The 20,307-nt window shown below is 66.1% G+C and carries 17 protein-coding genes; 1 reads left to right on the top strand and 16 read right to left on the bottom strand.

Translation table 11 applies throughout. The annotated features are described in order from the left end of the window. Positions 1-70 precede the first annotated feature (70 nt). The 5 genes from VJ923_RS05020 to rpe all read right to left on the bottom strand — a co-directional run bounded on the left by VJ923_RS05020 (position 71) and on the right by rpe (position 4,752). Entirely contained in the window at positions 71-787 is a 717-nt protein-coding gene (locus tag VJ923_RS05020) for a zinc ribbon domain-containing protein (protein WP_326439187.1), read from the bottom strand. 89 nt (positions 788-876) lie between these two features. After that, the gene (locus tag VJ923_RS05015; protein WP_326439185.1) at positions 877-1,785 is read right to left on the bottom strand and encodes a Nif3-like dinuclear metal center hexameric protein; all 909 of its coding nucleotides are present in this window, start codon (positions 1,783-1,785) and stop codon (positions 877-879) included. 51 nt (positions 1,786-1,836) lie between these two features. Next, positions 1,837-2,652, bottom strand: a complete 816-nt coding sequence (locus VJ923_RS05010) for a histidinol-phosphatase HisJ family protein (RefSeq protein ID WP_326439183.1) — start codon at positions 2,650-2,652, stop codon at positions 1,837-1,839. A 6-nt stretch (positions 2,653-2,658) separates the two neighbouring features. Further along, positions 2,659-3,897 carry a cysteine desulfurase family protein gene (locus tag VJ923_RS05005; protein WP_326439648.1) on the bottom strand — a complete coding sequence of 413 codons (1,239 nt, stop codon included), beginning with the start codon at positions 3,895-3,897 and terminating at the stop codon, positions 2,659-2,661. 144 nt (positions 3,898-4,041) lie between these two features. Further along, a complete protein-coding gene (gene rpe / locus VJ923_RS05000; protein ID WP_326439181.1) occupies positions 4,042-4,752 on the bottom strand; it encodes a ribulose-phosphate 3-epimerase in 711 nt (236 codons plus the stop codon). Positions 4,753-4,872: 120 nt separating this feature from the next. Here rpe and VJ923_RS04995 point away from each other — a divergent pair, with 120 nt between their 5' ends. Continuing rightward, positions 4,873-5,349 carry a methylated-DNA--[protein]-cysteine S-methyltransferase gene (locus VJ923_RS04995; protein WP_326439179.1) on the top strand — a complete coding sequence of 159 codons (477 nt, stop codon included), beginning with the start codon at positions 4,873-4,875 and terminating at the stop codon, positions 5,347-5,349. 55 nt (positions 5,350-5,404) lie between these two features. Here the strand turns inward: VJ923_RS04995 and VJ923_RS04990 are convergent, their stop codons facing one another. The 11 genes from VJ923_RS04990 to VJ923_RS04940 all read right to left on the bottom strand — a co-directional run bounded on the left by VJ923_RS04990 (position 5,405) and on the right by VJ923_RS04940 (position 20,086). Further along, entirely contained in the window at positions 5,405-6,727 is a 1,323-nt protein-coding gene (locus VJ923_RS04990) for an ABC transporter substrate-binding protein (RefSeq protein ID WP_326439177.1), read from the bottom strand. Next, positions 6,724-9,294 (bottom strand): hybrid sensor histidine kinase/response regulator, encoded by a 2,571-nt coding sequence (locus VJ923_RS04985; RefSeq protein ID WP_326439175.1) that lies wholly within the window; start codon positions 9,292-9,294, stop codon positions 6,724-6,726. The genes VJ923_RS04990 and VJ923_RS04985 overlap by 4 nt, the downstream gene beginning before the upstream one ends. Before the next feature lie 478 nt (positions 9,295-9,772). After that, on the bottom strand, positions 9,773-10,771 hold the full coding sequence (locus VJ923_RS04980) for an NAD(P)H-dependent glycerol-3-phosphate dehydrogenase (RefSeq protein ID WP_326439173.1): 999 nt from the start codon (positions 10,769-10,771) through the stop codon (positions 9,773-9,775). A gap of 175 nt (positions 10,772-10,946) precedes the next feature. Beyond that, entirely contained in the window at positions 10,947-11,654 is a 708-nt protein-coding gene (gene plsY / locus VJ923_RS04975) for a glycerol-3-phosphate 1-O-acyltransferase PlsY (protein WP_326439171.1), read from the bottom strand. Positions 11,655-11,657: 3 nt separating this feature from the next. Further along, positions 11,658-12,971: a ribosome biogenesis GTPase Der gene (gene der / locus VJ923_RS04970; RefSeq protein ID WP_326439169.1), complete on the bottom strand. Its 1,314-nt coding sequence runs from the start codon at positions 12,969-12,971 to the stop codon at positions 11,658-11,660. An 18-nt stretch (positions 12,972-12,989) separates the two neighbouring features. Further along, entirely contained in the window at positions 12,990-14,624 is a 1,635-nt protein-coding gene (locus VJ923_RS04965; RefSeq protein ID WP_326439167.1) for a DUF512 domain-containing protein, read from the bottom strand. Between the two features lie 46 nt (positions 14,625-14,670). Continuing rightward, entirely contained in the window at positions 14,671-15,525 is an 855-nt protein-coding gene (ispH, locus tag VJ923_RS04960) for a 4-hydroxy-3-methylbut-2-enyl diphosphate reductase (protein WP_326439165.1), read from the bottom strand. A 242-nt stretch (positions 15,526-15,767) separates the two neighbouring features. After that, a complete protein-coding gene (locus VJ923_RS04955) occupies positions 15,768-16,670 on the bottom strand; it encodes a lysophospholipid acyltransferase family protein (RefSeq protein ID WP_326439163.1) in 903 nt (300 codons plus the stop codon). A 245-nt stretch (positions 16,671-16,915) separates the two neighbouring features. Then, positions 16,916-17,590 (bottom strand): (d)CMP kinase, encoded by a 675-nt coding sequence (cmk, locus tag VJ923_RS04950; RefSeq protein ID WP_326439161.1) that lies wholly within the window; start codon positions 17,588-17,590, stop codon positions 16,916-16,918. Further along, positions 17,590-18,927, bottom strand: a complete 1,338-nt coding sequence (aroA, locus tag VJ923_RS04945) for a 3-phosphoshikimate 1-carboxyvinyltransferase (protein ID WP_326439159.1) — start codon at positions 18,925-18,927, stop codon at positions 17,590-17,592. Before aroA ends, cmk begins: the two co-directional genes overlap by 1 nt. After that, a complete protein-coding gene (locus VJ923_RS04940; RefSeq protein WP_326439157.1) occupies positions 18,917-20,086 on the bottom strand; it encodes a prephenate dehydrogenase in 1,170 nt (389 codons plus the stop codon). Before VJ923_RS04940 ends, aroA begins: the two co-directional genes overlap by 11 nt. Positions 20,087-20,307: the final 221 nt, after the last annotated feature.

Genomic DNA, 20,307 nt, shown 5'->3' with positions numbered 1-20,307 from the left:
GTGCTTGTTGTTTCGTTTTGGACACAGCTCGCCAACTATAGCACAGCGCGCGCCGGCGGGGCAACAAAAATTATGCGATCACCAGCAAACGCTTGCACGAGGGGCACATTCCCAGCGGCGCCTGGCTGCGCAGGTCGATGAGGCGGCCGCCGTCGATGGCCGTGCGGCACGCACCGCAACGGTTGCCGTCGAGCACGGCGATGGCCACGCCGGAGCGAGCGGCCGTGCGGCCGTAAATCTTCGCAAGCTCGGGGCTCACCTTCGCCTCTACCTGGCCGCGGCCCGCCTCCAGCTTCGCGATGGCGAGCTTCAAGTCGCCCCCTTGCTTCTGGAACGAGTCGATGGCCTGCTGCTCTTTGGCCTCGACTTCCTCCAGAGCGAGCCCGATCTGGGCCTCCATGGCACCGATCTTGTCCAGCTCGGCGGCCACGGCGGCGCGGTCCTCGGCAATGGTGGCGCGGCGGCGCACGATGCCGGCGAGCTCCTTGGTGCGGGCCTCCACGTTGCGGAAGTCGCCGTGAGCGGCATCGATGGCGGCCTGGACGCCGGCCTCCTTCTTGGCAAGCGAGGCGTCCTCGTCATCGATGCGGGTGATTTTCTTGGAGGTGGCGCGCTTGAGCTCGGCGACCTTCTCGGCCTTGGCCTCGATGGCAGCCTTCTTCTCGCGGGCGGCCACGATGATGCCGCGCTGGGGCAGCTCATCGAGCTCCTTGGTCAGACGCTTGACCTCGAGATCGATGCGCTGCAGCTCGAACAGGCCTTCGATGTCTTCGCGCGTAGCTTCCATGAAACCTCACTTTCGATCTCTGTTTTCTCCCTGACAATAATAGGCGAAAACGCAGACCATGTGGGGGACATTGGGAAAAAACTACGGGGCTAGACGCGGACGGCCTCCGGCGTCCACCAGTTGTCGGACTGGTCGATCAGCGTGACAGCCTCGGCGGGAACGCCGACGCGGGCAAGGGCCTCGGCGAGAACGGCGGTCAGCGGCAGCTCGCTCACGTCATGGCCCAGCTCGATGACGGCGACGCCGGCCGCAGCAAGCTCGAGGGCGATGTGGTACTTCATCTCGCCGCAAATTACGGCGTCGGCGCCGGCGGCCACGAGCGCCGGGGCGAGGCTCGACGCGGAGCCGGTGGCGCACACCACGCGGCGCACAGGCGCATCGGGGGCGCCCCACACGCGCGGCGCGCGACCGAACACGGCCAGGCAGCGGGCGGCCAGACGCGCGAGGGTCTCGGGCTCGCCGTCGTTGTCGGGCACGTCGCAAATTTGGCCATAGCCCTTGCGACGCGATCCCGCGAGCGGCTCGGCGAAGCGCAAGGCGAACTTGAGGCCGAGCATGCCGGGAAGCACGCGAGCCGCCGCCGGGCTCACATCGAGGGCCGTGTGGAAATCCATGAGCGCCACCTGGTGGCGGACGGCCGCCCACACGACGGCCCCGGAGCTTTGGAGGGCGCTCGCCTCGGGGGCGAAGGCGTCGGGGGCATCGAGGAAGGCGGGATGGTGCGTGAGCAGCACGTTGGCGCCGGCCTCAGCGGCACGGGCCACGGCTTCCGGCGTGGCATCCAGCGCCACAGCCACCCGCTTCACCGGCAGCGAGCGCTCCCCCACCGTTATGCCGGTGCGGTCCCAGGCTTCGGCATCTTCAGCCGGAAATTCCTTGAACAGCGCCTTTTCCAAAGCGCCGATGGTCATATTGAACGCACGCGGCGCGAGATGCGACTCGCCCCGCTTGGAAAGGGCCTCCGTCTTGGCCTTGTCGCCCTTGTTGAAAAGTCCCATGAGATCAGCTTCTTTCTTCGAACGAATCGGCGCGTCCGGCGCGGGCGCGCCCTACTCGATGGTAATGCTTCGACGGTCGCCCGAGGCTGTCGGTACGGTAACGCTTCTGTAGCCCGCCTCGTACATGAGCCGGTAGGCGCGCTCGATATCGCGGGCGACGTTGGCCGGGTCGTGGGAATCGCAGCCCACCGTGCAGGGGACGCCGGCGCGGCAGAACGCGGAAAGCAGGGCCGGGGCCGGGAACATCTCGGCGCAGGCGTAGTAGCCCCCCGACGTGTTCACCTCCACCATGCGGCCGCCGGCGCGCGCCGCCTCGGCCATCTCGTCGTAGAGCCTCTGCACCTTGAAACTCGGGTAGTAGCCGAACTTCTTCGCGAGGTCGGGGTGGCTCATGGCGTCGTAGGGCGCGTGCGCATTCGAGGCCGCCTCGCACCACAGCTCGCCGTAGCGCCGCCAGATGGCGTCAGGAGCGCCGGGCTCCTCCCACCGGTCGCGCTGGGCCGGGTCGTCGAAGGCCCAGCCGTCGATGAAGTGCACCGAGAGCAGCCGGAAGCGGAAGGGAGCCAACGCCTCGTCGGTGATGGCGCGGTCTTCCAAAGAGCCGAGATAATCCATCTCCGTTCCCGTGACGAACTCGATCTGTGGGTGCCTGGCGCGCGCCGCCTCGATCTCGGCCAGATAGGCGTCCACATTCGCCGGCGTCATGGAAAGGTACTCGTCCGGGTCGAAGACCGGCGAGAGCGGGAAGTGCTCGGTGAAGGCGAGGGTGGAAAGGCCGGCGGCCGCAGCGGCGTCGGCATACTCGGCGATCGTACCGATGCCGTGGCCGGAATAGACGCAGTGGCAGTGGGTGTTGACAAGCTCCATAGCTTCCTACCAATTCAGTACGTTGTTAAGGGCCTCTTTGAAGGCCTCGATGTCGGCCTCGGTCGTGTAGCGGCCCATGGAGACGCGCAGGGCGTTATAGGCTTCATCCCCCGAGATGCCCATGGCCCTTAGCACATGGCTCGGCTCCAGGGAGTGGCTCGAGCAGGCGCTGCCGCCGGCGACGCAGACGCCCAGCTTGTCGAAGCGCAAAACCATGGTCTCGCTTTCCCACTCATCGGCCAGGACGTGGACGATGTTGGGGAGGAAGTCCTCGCTGCCGGGCTCCACCGCAACCGTAGCGCTCACGCCGTCGGCCGCGGCCAGGGCCGCATAGAGCCCATCGCGCAGGGCGCGCAGGCGGGCGGACTCGTCGGGCTCGGCGGCCACGGCGGCCTCGCAGGCGGCGGCGAAGCCCATGATGCCGGCGACGTTCTGGGTGCCGCTGCGGCGCCCCGACTCCTGGCCGCCGCCGAGCAGATAGGGCTCGAAGGTCGTGCGGGCGCGCAGGTACAGGGCGCCCACGCCCTTGGGGCCGCCGACCTTGTGGGCCGAGAACGAGGCGGCGTCCACATCAAGATCTGCCAGGTTTACGGGCATCTTTCCCAAAGCCTGCACGGCGTCGGTGTGGAACAGGGCGCCAACACCGTGGGCTGCGGCGACCAGCTCGCGAATGGGCTGGATGGATCCCACCTCGGAGTTGGCCATCTGCACGGAGACGAGCACCGTGTCCTCGGTAAGCGCCGCTTTCAAGGCATCCACTTCGATGAAGCCCTGGCGATTGGGGCGCAGGTAGGTGACGCGCACGCCCTCGGCCTCGAGGCGCTTGCAGGGGGCGAGCACTGCATCGTGCTCGATGGCGGAGGTGACCACGTGCAAAGGCCGGCTCCCCTGCCCTGCCAGGCGGCGGGCCTGGGCGGCGCCGTGCACAAGGCCGATGAGGGCCGCATCGTCGGCCTCGGTGGCGCCGGACGTGAAGATGATCTCGTCGGGGCGACGGGCGCCGAGGGCCCGGGCCACCCGACGGCGAGCGCCCTCCATGAAGTCGAAGGCGGCCCGCCCCAGCCCGTACAGCGCGTTGGCGTTGGCGTTGCAGGCGAGGCTCTCGGGCCCAGGCACCTGGAAGGGCTCCATGGCTAGAGCCGCCTCCTCGCACAGCGGGGCCGTGGCGGCGTAGTCGAGGTAGATAAACGCCGGCACGGGTTTCGGCAGGCGCGCCTCTTCGGCATTGGGCGCGCCTTCGGCCATGGCGACATCGGCGGCAAGCTCGCGCTCGATCGCCTTCAGATTATCGGAAGAACTAGTCATCGCATTCCTTCTTGAAGCTCGCGCGGCAATCTCGCGCCGCGCCGTTTCGAAACCAATCGCGGCGCCGGCCGCGAACCTTTAGCCTTACGCCCGCTCGCCGGCGGCCAGAGCGGCCAGACGCGCCTCGTCGGCCGCGCCGCGCACGGCCGTGATGGCCGAGGCCGGGTCCTCTGCCTTGAACACCGCGTTGCCGCACACGAGCACATCGGCCCCGGCAGCGGCCACGAGCGGGGCGGTGGCCACGCCGATGCCGCCGTCTACCTGGATGAGCATCTCATCGTTTCCCGCCGCACGGGCGCGGGCCGCCACCTCGGCCACCTTCAAGTCCGATCCGACGATGTAGCTCTGGCCGGAAAATCCCGGCTCCACGGACATGACGAGCGCCATATCCAAATCGGCGATGACCGGTGCCAAGGCGCTTGCCGGCGTCTTCGGCTTCAAGGCCACGGCCGCAAGGCAGCCCGCCTCGTGGATCATGGCCACGGCGCGCACAAGCTCCTCGTCGGTGAGCGCTTCGGCGTGCACGTTCAAAAGGTCGGCGCCGGCATCGATGAACCAGGGCAGCTCGATAAGCGGGTTGTCGATCATGAGATGCACGTCGCACACCATGTCCGTCGCAGGCGCCAGCTGCTTCAAGAGCGGCACGCCCATAGTGAGGTTCGGCACGAAATGGCCGTCCATGACATCGATGTGCACGAAGTTCGCGCCGCCTTCCTCAATCAGCGCGATGCTGTCGGAGAGGTGCATGAAATCGGCGGACAGGATGGAGGGGGCGATCTTAACCGGTTGGTACATGGTGCTTCCTCATCTCGCGAGTTTCCTTTTGCCCCTATTCTACCGCGCCAGCGCGCCCGCAACCCCCTATAATGGTCATCAGCGGCAAACCTGCACGTGAGACCGAGAGCGAGGCCCCGCATGCCCACCGATGCCCGCACGTTCTACACTTATCCGACGAAATTCGGCCCCATCACGGTGGCCGCAGACGGCGACGCGGTCACCGCCGTCGTTTTGGGAGAGGCGCCCCTTGCGGGCCGCCGCCAGCCCGCCGCCGTCACCACCGATGCCGCCAATCAGATCATGGAGTATTTGGCCGGGCGTCGCACCGTTTTCACCGTGCCGCTCAAGCCCGACGGCAGCGCGTTTCAGATAAGCGTATGGAGGGCCGTGGCGAACATCCCCTATGGGCACACCGCCACCGCCCGGGCCGTAGCCGAGACCCTGGGATCTCCCGCGTCGTTTCGCGCCGTGGGGGCCGCCGTGCGCCGCTGCCCCGCGCCTCTGCTCGTGCCCACCCATCGCATCGTCACCGCCACCGGAGCCCCCCTCGGCACCGGACGAGCGGGCGACATCGCCCGGGCCCTGCTCGCTCTGGAACAGAAAGGGGGCGCCTGAGCGCCCCCTCAACCCGCGACGGCGTCCCGCGTGCGACGCGGGGCTGCGCAAGCCGCTATTGTGCCGAGAGCGCGTCCTCCTGAAGCTTGTCCAGCGCCTCCATGCATGCCTCCACGCTGGCGCCGCCGAGCAAATCGCGCACGATAAGGCACACGTTGCCCCACTGCTCCACGTCCATCCCTGCGTTCGAGGCAAGCACGAACTTGCCCTCTTCCACCAGCGCGTTAAGCGGCTTGAGGGCGTCGATGCACTCCACCTTGACGTTCTCCGAGGGCGAGATAACGCGGTTTATCTCGGAATAAAGCTCGAGCGCCTCATCGGAGACGATGACGTTCAGCACCTCCAGGGCCTCGTCGCGGTGACGCGCCTGCTCGAGGACACCGTAGCCCGTCACGGAGAGCACCGGCATCTGGCCCAAGTCGGACGGGAAGCCGACGACCTCCATGGCAAAGGGCGGCTTGCCGTAGGCGGTCTCGGTGTTGGCGGCGCCCCAGTAGGCCATGACGATGGGGCACTCGCCGTCCAGGAAGGCCTGGCCCTCGCCCGGCCCCTCGAACGCCTCGCTCGTAGAGGCGCCCTCGGCATCCACATAGCCCTCGTCGATGAGCTCCTTGAGAAACTCGAAGCCGGGGCGCAGGTAGTCGCTGTAGCGGGTCTGGCCGGCGTTCAAGGCGGCCACCTCGGCCTCCACGTCTCCCCCGTTGTACATCTCGGCGTAGGCCTGGGCGAACACGAAGGTCTCGAGCCACCAGCGGTTCGCTCCCACCGGCGCCTCGTAGCCGGCCTCGCGCAGGGCCTTGCAGCAGGCGATGAACTCCTCGGGGGTGTTCGGCACCGCAAGCTGGCATTCCTTGAAGATGTCCATATTCAGGAACAGTCCGTAGGCCACTACCTCCTGGGGAATGGCGACGAGCCGGCCATCGATGGTGTTCGCGGCGCGCACCACCTCGCGCAGATTCGCCGCCGCGGGCAAACCGGACAGGTCGGCTAGAAGTCCCTCGCGGCCCAAGGCCACCGTCACGTCCGGGTTCAGCAGGTACAAGTCGTCCTGACTGGCGCGAGCGCGCTCGAGGCAGACGTCATCGTAGGTCTTGTCCTGGTAGTTCTCGGCGGTATAGGTGTTGTAGACCACCGAGATGCCCGTCTGCTCCTCGGCCATGTCGATGGTCATGCCGCCGGCCTCGCGGGCGGTGTTCAAAGCATCGGGGTCGATCTTCTCCATGGGACTGAAAAAATCGATGCTCGGCGCTTCCTGGCTGTTCTGCTCGGCGAGGTTCACCGGCTCCCGGGACCCTCCGCAGGCGGACAGGGTCGCGGGGACGGCAAAGGCCAGGGCGGCCAGGGTCGTGCAGGCGGACCTGCGGGTGTAGAGTCTCATGATTGTCCTTTCTCGACGAAGCGGTCGACGGCGCACCGCAGGTCGCCAATCTCCAAGGGCTTCGCCACATGGGCGTTCATGCCCGCGGCAAGAGCCGCCTTCTCGTCCTCCACGAAAGCGTCGGCGGTCATGGCGAAAATGGGGATGGTGGCCGCGTCGGCGCGGGCGAGGGCGCGAATGGCCCGCGTGGCGTCATGGCCGTTCATGACCGGCATCTGCACGTCCATGAGGATGGCGTCGAACTCGCCGGGCGCACAGCGCTCGAAGCGCTCCACGGCCAGCTGCCCGTTCTCCACGATCTCCACCGTGGCCCCCTCCATCTCCAGAAGGTCGGTGAGGATGCCGGCGTTCAAGAAGTTGTCCTCGGCGGCGAGGAAGTGCTTGCCGACGAGCACCTGCTCCAGCGCGTCGGCCGCCTCCTCGTCGCTGCCGCGCAAATCTTCGATGCGCTGCTTGACCATGGACGGGAAGAACGGCTTGGTGAGCGTGCCTGCGCCAGCCGGAAGATTCAGGCCATCCTCCAAATCGAAGGCGTGGTCGAGCATGAACAGCAGCGGTACCTCGGGATTGCCCCCTCGCAGCGACTCGCCGGCGGCAACGGTGGCGCCGTCGAGCTTCTTGCAGCCGTACAGCACCAGATCGGGCGCGCCGGCAGGACCGGCCGCGGCAAGGCGCTCCCGGGCTTCGTCCACCGTGGCCGCTGCCGCAACGGCAACGCCCGTGCCCTCCATAAAGCCCTCGATGGTGGCGCGGGCGGCAGGATGGGCGTCCACCACGAGCATGCGCTCAATGCCGGCCCGCTGCCAGAAGTAGGTCGCCGCCTGCTCTTCGGGAATGCGCAGCTCCAGATCGACCCGGAACAGCGAGCCTTTCCCCACTTCGCTTTCCACCTCGATGGTGCCGCCCATCAGCTCAACGAGGCTTTTCGTGATGGACATGCCCAGACCAGTTCCCTGCACCTTATTGGTCGTGGAATTCTCGGCGCGGGTGAACGAGTCGAAGATGGTCTCGAGGAACTCGGGCGTCATGCCGAAGCCCGTGTCCTCCACCTCGATGCGCAAACGCTCGAACGGGCCCGAGTGCTGCGGCAGCCCGATGAAGCGCAGCCAAATGTCGCCGCCCTCGGGGGTGTACTTCACGGCGTTGGACAGCAGGTTGATGAGAATCTGGTTGAGGTGCGTCTCGTCGCCGATGAGCCGCTCGTGGCGCACGGCGGAGATTTCCGTGCGGAAGGTTTGCCCCTTGTCCCGGGCCATGGGGGCGATGATGGACTCGGCGGCCGCCAGAGAATCGCCCAAATCGAATTCCGCAAGATTCAGCGTGGCCTTGCCCGACTCGATCTTGGAGATATCGAGCACGTCGTTGATCAGATCGAGCAGATGGCGCCCCGAGGCCATGATCTTCGCCGCGCAGTCGCGCACCTTGGCGGGGTTGTCGGCCTCCTTGGCGATGATGGTGGTGAACCCGAGCACCGCGTTCATGGGCGTGCGGATATCGTGGGACATGTTGGCAAGGAACGCCGACTTCGACTCGTTGGCCACCTGGGCCGCCTGCAGCGCCTGGGCGAGCTGCTCGGCATGAAGGGCGCGCTCGGCCTCCTGGGCGCGCTGGGCCACTGCCTGGCGGCGACGGTTGAAGGCGTAGAGCACCACGCACAGGCAGAAGGCCGCAATCGTGATGGCCGCCACTAAAACGAGGGCGGCGTTCACGGCCCCGGCCTCGCGCTGGATGGCGGTCATGGGAACATAGCCCACCAGATAGGCGGAGCCGCCGTTGAGGGCCCACAGGTAGCACAGCGACTCTTTGCCCTTCACCTCGTGGATGAACATGACGTTCTCACGGGAGGCGATGCCCGCATCTACCATGGCGAGCGTGGCCTCATCGTCGATGTTGTTGGCGTGGTAGAAATCCTCGAGGTTCATGTGCCCCGCGTTCAAATCCTCCATGCCCTCGGGCTTCAGCACGAAGCGCTCGGTCGCAGTGTCCATGACGTAGAGCACGGCCTGCTTGTCGTAGAAGCCCGCGGGCAGGTAGCGGTCGATGACGTCGAAGGGGTACTCCGCATAGAGCGCGGCCACTTCCTCGCCGTCGCGCTCGATGGGGCACTTGATGACGTAGGCCCAGATGCCCGCGTCGTTCACGTAGGCCTGGGACACCGCAAGGCCGGCAACGGTGCCGCCCCCGGCGAAATTGAGCTCCTCAGTGCTGAACGGCGCGCCCTGATTCGTGACGCCCTCGCTCTTTCCCGCGGGGACGACGGCGAGAAGCGAGGTCATCTCGCTGACCGGCAGGCGGGTCACGGCCGCCTCGGGATTATCGGCCTCCGCGAGCTCGGCCGCCGTGGACTTCTGGAACTCGGCCTCGCTTTCCATGACCGCCTCGACGGTGCTGCGCATAAGGCCGAGGTTCTCATTGAGGTTCTGGATGGCCGCCTGGGACATGTCGTCGTAGGTTCTCTGGGAGATGCCCCCGATGCCGATGCCCATGAGCACGAAGATGGCGACGATAATTACCGTGAGGCGCGCATAGCTCCCCTTGCGTTGGGTCTCGTGTTTCGTCGTGGCCATAAGCGTCGACGCCCTCCGTATCCATCGCCAGCATTGCCTGTTGGTTCCACCTTACGTGACCAGCGGCGAAACTGCAATCAAAAAGCGGCGATGACCCGCTTCTTCCCGTCCTTTGGCGCGTGAATTCCCCACGAAAAAGGCCCCTTCGGCAGGGGAACCGAAGGGGCCTTCGCTCAGTACGCACGGAGGAGAAGGGGAAACGTGCGCATGGAGGTCGTTTCCGCCGCGAGGGTTTTGAGAGAGGAGAGAGGAGGGTTCACGCAGGAGACGGTGCGACGGAAAACTCGAGTTGGTTGTCAAGGACCGATCGGCCGGGCGCCTCGCGCTTTCGCTTGCGCTTGCCGCCTTCCGTTCGGCTGATGACCACAATACCCCTTCCCCCTCGAAAGAAAAGAGGGGCCCGCCGTTGGTTTAACGGGCGTATGCGCTTCGTTGACCTGGCGAAACCTTATCGAATAAGTGAGCGATAGCGATAAGCTTAGTAGAACTCGCTCTTCAGGGGCCGTTCGATGAGGGTTGAGGCGGCCTCTTTGGGAGCCACGCCGCCCCACACGACGGCGCGCACCGTGTCGGTGAGGGGAAGGTCGACCCCGTAGCGCTCCTCCAACGTGGCGAGGGTCTTGCAGGCGATGGCGCCCTCCACCACCATGTGGGTCTGGGCCGTGAAGTCGGCCAGCGTGAGCCCGCGGGCCACGTACTGCTCGCCGAAGCGGCGGTTGCGCGAGTGCTGCGACATGCAGGTGACCACCATGTCACCGGCGCCGCCCAGGCCCATGCAGGTAATGGCCTCGCCCCCAGCAGCCACCACCATGCGGCTCATCTCGGCCAGACCGCGGGTGATGAGCATGGCCGCGGTGTTGTCGCCGAATCCCATGCCGTAGGAGATGCCCACGGCGATGGCAATGACGTTCTTGAAGGCGGCGCACAGCTCCACGCCCACCGGGTCGTCGGAAGTGTAGGTGCGGAAGAAGCGCGTGGCGAACAGGTCGCGGAAGAGCAGCGCCGTAGCCGGGTCGGACGAGGCCACCACGGCGGCCGAGGGCTTGCGGCAGATGACCTCCTCGGCGTGGGTGGGACCCGACAGCACGGCGAAGCGCGCCGGGTTGCCCAACTCGTCGGCGAAGGTGTCGATGGGAAGCAGGCCCGTGGCCTCTTCCACGCCCTTCGAGCAGATGACGACGGGCGTGTCAGCTCCGATGAGGGCGGACAGGTCGCGGGCCACGCTGCGCAGGGCCGCCGAAGGCGTCACGATGACCACGGCCTCGGCGCCCTCGCACGCCTCGGCATAGGAGTCGGTGGCGCGGATGGCAGAGGGCAGCAGGTAGTCGGCCAGGTAGCGGGGGTTGCGGTGCTCGGCGTTGATAGCGCGCGCCACTTCCGCCGTGCGGGCCCAGAGCATCACCTCGTGTCCCGCTTCCGCCAGCACGAGCGCCAGCGCCGTCCCCCAGCTGCCGGCTCCAATCACTGCTACTCTCATGGTTGTCCTCCCACTATCTCCTTGAAACTCTCTCGGGGCGAAACCACGCGGTATTCCGATTCGCTCAGACAGTCCTCGCTTTGGAGAGCAGGACATTTAGTCCTGTTCTCGTCGCTGCGGAACTCGCTCGGTCAGAACACCCCGTGTTTTCGCTTCGCTCAACCTTGGCTGAGCACTAGGCGGCTTCCCTCTTCTTGCTTCCGATCTTGTTCTCGGTGCCGGCGCGCAGACGGGCGATGTTGGCGCGGTGGGCCCAGATGACGACGCCGGCCGTGATGGCGATGATGAGCCAGGGCACCCATTCGCCCCAGTAGAAGTACAGGCCGAGCACGGGGCAAACGGCAGCGGCAGCGATGGAGCCTACCGACACGCAGCGCGTCACGACGATACCGATAACGAAGCAAGACACCTCGATGATGAAGCCCAGCGGCCCGAAGACGAAGACAAGGCACGCGGCGGCTACGGCGATGCCCTTGCCGCCCTTCCAGCCGAGCCAGGGACTGAAGATGTGGCCCAAGGTGCAGCCGGCAAAGGATACCGCCAGGGCGAGCCCCGTTAAGGACAGCGCGCCGTTCCAGTACAGCGGATCTATAGCTGCGCCCGTCTCAGAGGCGGCGGCCATCATCGTCGTGGCCAGATGGGCCGCAACCAGCGTACCAATCCAGCCGGCAACAAGGCCCTTGCCGAAATCGAGCACGAACACCGCCGCTCCCCCGGCCTTGCCCAGGGTGCGCATGGCGTTCGTGGTGCCGATGTTGCCGCTTCCCTCGTCACGCAGGTCCTTCTTGAAGGCCAGCTTCGAGATGATTACGCCCCAGGGGATGGAGCCGAGCAGGAAGGTGGCTAAAAACAACGCGACGTACAGGCCGACGATGGCGAGCATGGGCTAGTCCTTCTTCTTGAACTTGAGGCGGATGGGGGTTCCCGTGAGCGGGAAGTTCTGGCGCATGCGGTTTTCCAGATAGCGCTCGTAGTTGTCGTCCACCACATCCGGACGGTTCACGAAGAAGGTGAAGTGCGGCGGGCAGGTACCCGTTTGCGTGAGGTACTTCATGCGCAGGATGGCCTTGCCCTTCGACACGGTGTGTCCCGTCTCGCGAATGCCGGCGAGCCACGTGTTCAGCTGGTTGGTGGGAATGGTGCGGCTGTAGTTCTCGTACGCCTCGTCGATGGCGCCCCAGATGCGGTCGACGCGCTTGCCGGTGAGCGCCGAGATGGCCACCACCGGCGCGTAGCCCACGAACGTCATGCGGTCCTCGATGCGCTCGCGGATCTTCTCCTTGGCCTCGGGGCCCTCCACGATGTCCCACTTGTTCAGCACGATTACCATGGCACACCCACGCTCGGCGGCGTATCCCGCCACGCGCTGGTCCTCGTTGGTAAGGCCCAGGGTGCCGTCGATGACGAGCAGAGCCACATCGGCTCGGTCGATGGCACGCATGGCCCGCACGAAGCCGTAGTACTCCACGTCCTCGTCGATCTGGCTTTTGCGGCGCAGGCCCGCCGTGTCCACGATGCGGTACATCTGGCCCTCGTGCTCCACGAGCGTGTCGATGGCGTCGCGGGTAGTACCGGCCACGTCGCTCACGATGGAGCGGTCGTTGTTGGTGAGCTTGTTGGTAAGCGAGCTTTTCCCCGCGTTCGGGCGGCCGATGATGGCCACGTTGATGGCCTCGACCTCCTCCTCGGGCTCGCATTCCACCTTGCGCAGCTCGTTTACCACCTCGTCGAGCAAGTCGCCCGTGCCGTTGCCGTGCTGGGCGCTCACCGGCCACGGGTCGCCCAGGCCCAGCGCGTAGAACTCCCACACCTCGTCCATGCGGGCGGGATTGTCCATCTTGTTCACGGCAAGGAATACCGGCTTGCCCGCCTTCTGCAGAATGCGGGCCACCTCCTCGTCGTCGGTGTTGATGCCGGTCTTGCCATCCACGAGGAAGATGATGACGTCCGCCTCCCGGGCGCCTTCGAAGGCCTGGGAGCGGATGGAGCCCTGGAAGGCGTCGTCGCCGCCCATCTCGATGCCGCCGGTGTCGATGAGCATGAACTCCACGCCGTTCCAGTCGGCCTTGTGGTAGCTGCGGTCGCGGGTGACGCCGCGCATCTCGTGGACGATGGCATCGCCGGTCTGCGCGATGCGGTTGACCAAGGTGGACTTGCCCACGTTGGGGCGGCCCACGATGGCGACGATGGGTTGGGCCATGGTGTGTTCCTCGCGTTTCTAGAACGAATCTTTCGCAAGCTCGATAATTTCGGGCAGGTAATCTAGGGGATTACAGGATACCACGTGAACGGGCACATCCGCCGCCTTTTCGATATCCTGCACGGTCATGTCATCAAGCGTTACGCCGTCATCATTGAAGATGACTTTGGGGAGGAGGAAAAGTTGGCGGCTCCCCGCGTCGCGAGGGCGGGGCGGGGGCACGTGCTCAAGCAATGGCTCGCTCGGCGAAACAGTCCACTGGACTGTTTCGTTCGCTGCGCAACCTGCGCGCGAGCCCCCGCCCCGCCCTCGCGTAAGCACGTCATCTGCCGTTTCAGTCGCTGCGGAACTCACTCGGTCGAGGCACCCTGCATCTTCGCCCTGCACTTCCTTTGCTTCAACGCCTGCAATTGCGGGGACGATATCGCAGGCGCAGAGAAGGCCAGTGACGTTTACGTTGCCGCCGAAGTAGCTGTTCCTCACGGTGAGGGGAACGAGACGGCCGACCAGGGGGCTGCTCGCAATCATGGCGTCGAGGAAGGGCTGCATGGCTTCGCCGACGACGTAGCGGGCGACGAGATTGTGCTGCGCGAGGGCGTCGGCGGTTCGGGCGGCGAGACCCGAGGCAACGGCCTCGCCGAACTCGTCCACGTAGGAGCGAACGATGCCGATGCCGTCTTCGAACATGTCGTAGTCGCCGTAATCGCTCGCCGGCGGAATGTGGGCGGGGGTGTCCGCGCCGTAGGCGTTCACGTAGAACTCGTCGGCGGCGAAGACCCACGGGGTACCACGCTCGGCGCGGGCGCGTTCCTGGAAGGGGCGGATGACCTCGATGACGCTCTTGGCCGCCTCCGGCGTGGTGAAGCTCTCCTGCAGGGCGGTTTGGTGCTTGGTGAAACCCAGAGGCACGATGCCGACGCCGCCCAAGCCGGGGCGCTTCCATGCCCACTCCAGGGTCTCGCGCAGGGCGTCGCCGTCGTTCACGCCGGGCATGAGCACGATTTGGGCGTGGGCCTCGATGCCGGCATCGAGCAGGCGGCCGAGGGCCGCCAGGCCGTGATCGGCGTGGCGGCCGATCATGCGGCGGCGCAGCTCGGGGTTGCTCGCGTGCAGGCTCACGCGCAATGGGCTGATGTGCTGCTCGACGATACGGGCCTCGTCTTCGGGCGTAAGGTTCGTGAGCGTGACGAAGGTGCCGGACAGAAAGCTCAGGCGGAAGTCGTCGTCGCGCAGCACAAGCGAGGGGCGCACGTCGCCGGGCAGCTGGCGCATGAAGCAGAACACGCAGGCGTTGCGGCAGAGCTTCACCGGATCGAACAGCACGCCGTCGAACGCGAAGCCCCAGTCCTCCCCCGGCTCGCGCTCCAGCTCCACCTCCCCGACCTCTCCGTCCAGGTCGATGTAGCCCACGGAGATAACGTCGTCGGAGGCGAGCCAGCGCCAGTCGATGATGTCGCGCAGGGGCCGCCCGTCCACGCTGGTGAGGTAGCAGCCGGCTTCAAACCCGGCATCATCGGCCGGCGTCTCGGGCTCCACCGCCACAATGCGCGCCGCTGGCCCATCCCAAGCCGCAGCCGTAGCGTCGGCGGGCGTCAGAGGACAGGCGATGCCGTTCGCCTCGCGTTCGATATCTTTTCCTGGATAGGTTGCCATAGCGCCATTATAACCACCGGACGTGGAGACCTCTTGCCGCAGCCCCCTAAAGCGTCTTCAGGAACGCCTCCACGGCGGCGATTTGGTTCTCGGGGGTGCTCGCGCCCGCCGTCACGCCCACGCGGGCGCACCCCTTGAAGGCGGCAGGGTCCAGCTCGTCGGCCGATTCAATATGGAAGGTGCGCGGGCAGGTGAGCGCGCACACCTCGGCCAAACGCGTGGTGTTCGAGGAGTTACGCCCGCCGATGACCACCATGGCGCCCACATTGGCGGCCAGTTCCGCGGCGGCCTCCTGACGCTGGCGCGTGGCCGAGCAGATGGTGTCGCGCACAAGTGGATCGAGCCCCGCCTCGCGCAGAGCGGCCACGACGGCCTGCAGGTTCTCGCGGCGCTGGGTGGTTTGGGCGACGACGCCGATGGGGTCGTAGAGCCCCTCGGGGATGTCGGCGGGATCGGCTACCACATCCACCTTGCCGCCGGCCTGGCGCGCCCAGGCGGTGAGGCCCTCCACCTCGGGGTGGCCCTCCTCCCCCACCACGAGCACGCGGCAGCCCTCGGCTGCCAGCTCGGCGGCGGCATGCTGGGCGCGAGACACATGCGGGCACGTGGCATCCACCACGGCAAAGCCGCGCTCTTCCACATCGGAGAGCACCTCGGGCGTCACCCCGTGGCTGCGAATAACCACCGAGGGAGCCTCGCCCTCGCCGTTCCACGCAATGGCCTCCACGTCCTTCACGGCCGCCGCCCCCCGCTCGGCCAAATCGGCCACGACCTGCGGGTTGTGGATGAGCGGCCCCAGCGTGAAGGCGCGGCTTCCGCCGGCAATGACCTCGTCGGCCATATCCAGCGCACGCTGCACGCCATAGCAGGCCCCAGCCCTCTTCGCGCGAATCACTTCCATGGCCGACCTCCAAACTTACACCGGGCAAGTTCGCCAAACTCACCTGTACGACTTTCCAAAATCAAATTCAAAAGCAAAAACTGGCTTGAAAAACACGATTCTCTGACCTCGCAACTGCATTTTCGCTCACGCTGTAATACGCGACCTGGGAAAACGCTAAGCCAGAGCCAGACAATATCCTTATCACGGGGGTGGCAGGTCAAAGAATCGTCGTTTTCAAGCCACAAAACTGCTTCGCGGACTTATTTACCGTCTTCTTTACCATCTTCTCTGGCTTCCGTTGCGCTCTTCGCAGCCTTCTCGACCTTGGCGGCAGCTTTCGCGCGAGCGGCCTCGGCCAGCTCCTCGCTCGTGTGATGCGGAATAGGGTGCTCGGCGAAGACGGCGGCGTAGTCCTTGGCGTCGGGGAACAGCGCCACCATGTCCACCTCTTCGACCGGCTTCTGATAGAACAGCGCGAAGCACTCGCGCAGGGCGTACCAGGTGCAACCCTCCAGACGCTCTTCTTTAGGCAGGAAATTGAAGTCGGTCACAAGGATGGGGTCGCCGTAATCCACCGTCACCTTTGGAAAATGCACGCGCTCGCCCTTGTTCTTGATCTTCTCCACGCCGCGCACGGTCATGGGGAGGATAGGCACGTGGGCCATCTTCGCGATCATAGCCACCCCCGCGTGAATCTCCGGCGTGCGGTTCGACTTGCCACGGCGCGTGCCCTCGGGCAGAATGCCCACGAGCTCGTCGTTTTTCAGCATGCGCACGGCGCGCTTGATAGAGGTCATATCAGCCGTGTCGCGCTTCACCGGGAAGGCGCCGGCCCGCGAGAGGGCCTGGCCGAGCAGACCGCCGGCGTTGTCGAACAGCGAGTCGCGACCCATGAGGCGCACCCACTGCGAGGGGCGCGCCGCCAGGTACATGAATACCACGTCGAAAAACGATGTGTGATTGCAGATGACGATGGCGCCCTCGGCCCCCTTGAAGGCGCGTAGGCGATCGCGGTTATCCACGCGATAGCGAAACAGCAGCTTGCACAGGCCGCCGATGACGATCCACGCCAGGTTGCCGAACCAATGGGGAATCTCATGGGAGCGGTCGCGGCCGCCCAGGTCCATGTCCCACATGTCGGAGTATTTCAGAAAGAGGCTCATGGGTCTCCCTTTCCTTGCTTATCTTCGGCCGCGGCTCCTCGGGACGGAACCGCCGGATACCTTGATTCGCTCAGACAGTCCTCGCTTTGTGAAACAGGACGTTGAGTCCTGTTTCAGTCGCTGCGGAACTCGCTCGGTCAAGGCACCCGCCGCTTCCGCTTCGCTCTGCCTCGATTGAACAGAGAGCGGCCCTTCCTCGAAGATCCTTCGACTCGCTTCGCTCGCTCAGGATGACAATCGAGTCGCTACTGCATCTTCTCGCGGGCCAACTCGCAGATCTGGTCGATGACTTCTTCGATGTAGTGGCTCGTGGAATCGATGCGCACGGCGTCCTCGGCGGCACGCAAAGGCGCGGTGGCGCGGGAGGAGTCGGCCGCATCGCGACGGCGCAGATCGGCGAGCACCTCCTCGTAGTCGATGGACCCGATGCCGCGGTCCACGTTCTGGCGCACGCGGCGATGGGCACGCTCCTCGTCCGATGCCGTGAGGAACACCTTCACAGCGGCATCGGGGAACACCACCGTGCCGATGTCGCGGCCCTCCACCACGTAGTTGCCGGCGCCTCCGATTCGCCGCTGCTGATCGAGCAGGGCGGCACGCACCGAGGGCGCAGCCGACACCGGGCTCACGGCGCGATCGATCTCGGCGGTGCGGATGGCGTCGGTCACTTCCACATCGCCGATGAACACGCGGCGGGGCACCGGGTCGCCTTCCACATGGCCGAAGGAGATGTCGTAGCGGCGGGACACCTGGCCGAGCGCCTCGTCATCGTCGAGCGCCACACCGTCTTGCAGCGCGCGCCAGGCGATGGCGCGATACATGGCGCCGGTATCCAGGCAGGAGAAACCGAGCTCTTTGGCCACGGCCTTGGCCACGGTGGACTTGCCGGCCCCGGAGGGCCCGTCGATGGCGACGATCACTATTTCACCAGTCCCTTCAAGTCGGTGAGAAAATCGGGGTAGCTTACGGCCACGGAGCCGAAGCGGGTCACCGATACGGGCACGTGCCCGCAGGCACCCACAAGCGCCCAGGTCATAGCCAGGCGGTGGTCGCCGTGGGATTCGAAGGTCAGCCCCGCGGGAACCTGCAGCGCGGGATCGCCCTCGACGAACAAATCGTCGCCCTCTACCCAGGCGTCCACGCCGATGAGCCCGAGACCGTCGATGATGGCCTGCAGGCGGTCGGACTCCTTCACGCGCAGCTCCCCGACCTCGTGGAACACCGTGATGCCCCGGGCGTGGGCCGCCACGAGCGCGAGCACGGGAATCTCGTCGATGACCGAGGCGATGTGCTGGGAGGGAATCTCGCAGCCGCGAAGAGTCGGCGTGAAGTTCACCGCGATGGTGCCGCGGGGCTCTTTGCCCTCGTGTCCGCCGTAGGACTCGCGGATGTCGGCGCCCATGCGCTCCAGCGTGCGCACGAACCCGATGCGGGCCGGGTTCAGCGACACGTTCCGAATGGCCACGGAGCTGCCGGGCTTGAGCAGTGCGGCGGCAGCCACGAACGCGGCCGAGGAGGGGTCGCCCGGCACGACGACGTCGGAGGCGAGCATCTCGGCGGGGCCGGTGACGGTGGCCACGCGAGTGCCGGCCGTGGTGGGCACGTTGAACTCCGGCAGCATGAGCTCGGTGTGATTGCGCGAGGGCGCCGGCTCGTTGAGGGTAGTGGTGCCCTCGGCGAAGACGCCCGCCAAAAGCACGGCGGTCTTCAGCTGGGCCGAGGCCATGGGAGAGTCGTAGTCGATGGCGCGCAGGGAGCGGTTGCCGCACACGGTGATGGGCAGCGTCTCGGGCGTCTCGGGCAAAAAATCGACGCCCATCTTCGCCAGGGGCGCCACGATGCGGCGCATGGGGCGTTTCCGCAGCGACTCGTCTCCGGTAATGGTGACCTTGATATCCCAGGGGGCCACAACCCCCATGAGCAGGCGCGCCGTGGTGCCGGAGTTGCCGCAGTCGATGGGGGCATCGGGCTGGCTCGGGCCCTCGGCACCCCAGCCGGTAACGGTGCCGGCAAGCGAGCCGTCGGGCTGGGCCTTCAAGCTCACCTGGGCGCCCAAGGCCTCCACCGCGCGGATGGAGGCGCGCACGTCTTCGGAATCCAGCACGCCGGTAAGCTGTGAGGTGCCCTCGGCCATGGCGGCGAACAGCACCGCGCGGTGCGAGATGGACTTATCGCCCGGCACTTCGATATCGCCCTGAAGCGGGCCTCCGAGCGGCTCGATGACGGAGATGGGTTCCGTGGCTTCGCTATTCGACATGAGCGTACTCCTTCGGCATGAGCGGACTGAACGATACGGAGAAACCGGCAGTGATCAGCTGGATGGACAGCTGGCCGATATCGCCCTCGTCGGTGAGGATGAGGGAGAGCACGGCGTTGCCCTCGCTGATGTGGTCGATGTCAATGGATTGTATATTGCAACCCACCGATGACGCAATGGTGCAGACCTCGGCGACCACGCCGGTGCGGTTCACCATGGGGATGCGCACCTCCAGCAGCTTCTCGGTGGAGGGCACCCAGGCAGCGGGAAGGGCGCGTCGGGCATCGGCGGCCTCGGCGAGCAGACGCGTGAACGTCTCTCGGTCGCCGGCGGCGAGCGCCTCGGAGAACGAGCCCAGGATGCCGGCCATCTCGTCGAGGCCGTCGCGCAGGGCCTCGGCGTTATCGAAGGCGATGCCGCACCACAGCTTCGGCGAACCAGCGGCGATGCGGGTGGTGTCCTTGAAGCCGCCCGCCGCGAGGCGCATGATGGAGCGGGAGTCATCAGCGTGAGCGCTCGCCAGCTGCATGAGCGAGGAGGCCACCATGTGCGGCACGTGGCTCACGATGGCCACGGCGCGGTCGTGCTCTTCGCGGTGCAGCGACACCACGCGGGCCTCAAGACCGGTGACAAGCTCGTGCAGATGCTGGAAGTCTTCGGGCACCGTGGCCTCATCGGGACACAAGATCCAGTTCGCGCCCTCGAACAAGTCGGAACGGGCGCCGGCTATGCCGCTTTGCTCGGAGCCGGCCATGGGGTGTCCCGGCACGTAGCGCTCGGGCGCGGGCAGCATCTCGGCCGCAGCAGCGAGAATGTGGCCCTTGGTCGAGATGGTGTCGGTCACGACTCCCGTGTAGCCCCAATCGCGCAGGCGGGCAAGGTAGTCGTCCACCGCGGCCACGGGCGTGGCGATGACCACCAGATCGCAGGGCCCCTCGATGAATTCGCGAAACGCGGGGTGATCGGGGCCGGCGGCGGCGGACACCCAGCCGCGCTCGAGGGCCGCGTTGCAGGCGGCATCGTCGGTATCCACGCCGAACACCACGGCGTCGGGCATCTTCTCGCAGAGCGCGCCGGCCAGCGATGCCCCGATGAGCCCCAAGCCCACCACGGCGATGGCCTGAAACGGCGCCCCTGTCTGTGTTGCTTCGTCAGTCATAGAAGTGCAGGTTCCTTCAATCTATCAGGTACAAACCGCCCTCCATTGTATACGAACGCGCCGCCGTCAGGCCCAAAACCCGACAGCGGCGCATTTTCCGCACGTCTTGCGAAAGAGGCCTCGGCCTTTCTTCTGCAACGAACAGCCACGATATGGCGCTCATAGCCTCGGTCTCATAGCCTCGACACGTTCGCAAAGTCCCTGGTCGCGTCGGGCGACAC

Source organism: Adlercreutzia shanghongiae (genome assembly GCF_035830635.1).
GTDB classification, from domain to species: domain Bacteria; phylum Actinomycetota; class Coriobacteriia; order Coriobacteriales; family Eggerthellaceae; genus Adlercreutzia; species Adlercreutzia shanghongiae.
The sequence above is the reverse complement of the archived record's forward strand: the minus strand, read 5'-3'. Positions and strand labels throughout refer to the sequence as shown.

Coding starts and splice junctions, on each gene's coding strand:
- VJ923_RS05020 (WP_326439187.1), bottom strand. CDS start 787: ATGGAAGCTACGCGCGAAGACATCGAAGGCCTGTTCGAGCTGCAGCGC.
- VJ923_RS05015 (WP_326439185.1), bottom strand. CDS start 1,785: ATGGGACTTTTCAACAAGGGCGACAAGGCCAAGACGGAGGCCCTTTCC.
- VJ923_RS05010 (WP_326439183.1), bottom strand. CDS start 2,652: ATGGAGCTTGTCAACACCCACTGCCACTGCGTCTATTCCGGCCACGGC.
- VJ923_RS05005 (WP_326439648.1), bottom strand. CDS start 3,897: ATGGCCGAAGGCGCGCCCAATGCCGAAGAGGCGCGCCTGCCGAAACCC.
- rpe (WP_326439181.1), bottom strand. CDS start 4,752: ATGTACCAACCGGTTAAGATCGCCCCCTCCATCCTGTCCGCCGATTTC.
- VJ923_RS04995 (WP_326439179.1), top strand. CDS start 4,873: ATGCCCACCGATGCCCGCACGTTCTACACTTATCCGACGAAATTCGGC.
- VJ923_RS04990 (WP_326439177.1), bottom strand. CDS start 6,727: ATGAGACTCTACACCCGCAGGTCCGCCTGCACGACCCTGGCCGCCCTG.
- VJ923_RS04985 (WP_326439175.1), bottom strand. CDS start 9,294: ATGGCCACGACGAAACACGAGACCCAACGCAAGGGGAGCTATGCGCGC.
- VJ923_RS04980 (WP_326439173.1), bottom strand. CDS start 10,771: ATGAGAGTAGCAGTGATTGGAGCCGGCAGCTGGGGGACGGCGCTGGCG.
- plsY (WP_326439171.1), bottom strand. CDS start 11,654: ATGCTCGCCATCGTCGGCCTGTACGTCGCGTTGTTTTTAGCCACCTTC.
- der (WP_326439169.1), bottom strand. CDS start 12,971: ATGGCCCAACCCATCGTCGCCATCGTGGGCCGCCCCAACGTGGGCAAG.
- VJ923_RS04965 (WP_326439167.1), bottom strand. CDS start 14,624: ATGGCAACCTATCCAGGAAAAGATATCGAACGCGAGGCGAACGGCATC.
- ispH (WP_326439165.1), bottom strand. CDS start 15,525: ATGGAAGTGATTCGCGCGAAGAGGGCTGGGGCCTGCTATGGCGTGCAG.
- VJ923_RS04955 (WP_326439163.1), bottom strand. CDS start 16,670: ATGAGCCTCTTTCTGAAATACTCCGACATGTGGGACATGGACCTGGGC.
- aroA (WP_326439159.1), bottom strand. CDS start 18,927: ATGTCGAATAGCGAAGCCACGGAACCCATCTCCGTCATCGAGCCGCTC.
- VJ923_RS04940 (WP_326439157.1), bottom strand. CDS start 20,086: ATGACTGACGAAGCAACACAGACAGGGGCGCCGTTTCAGGCCATCGCC.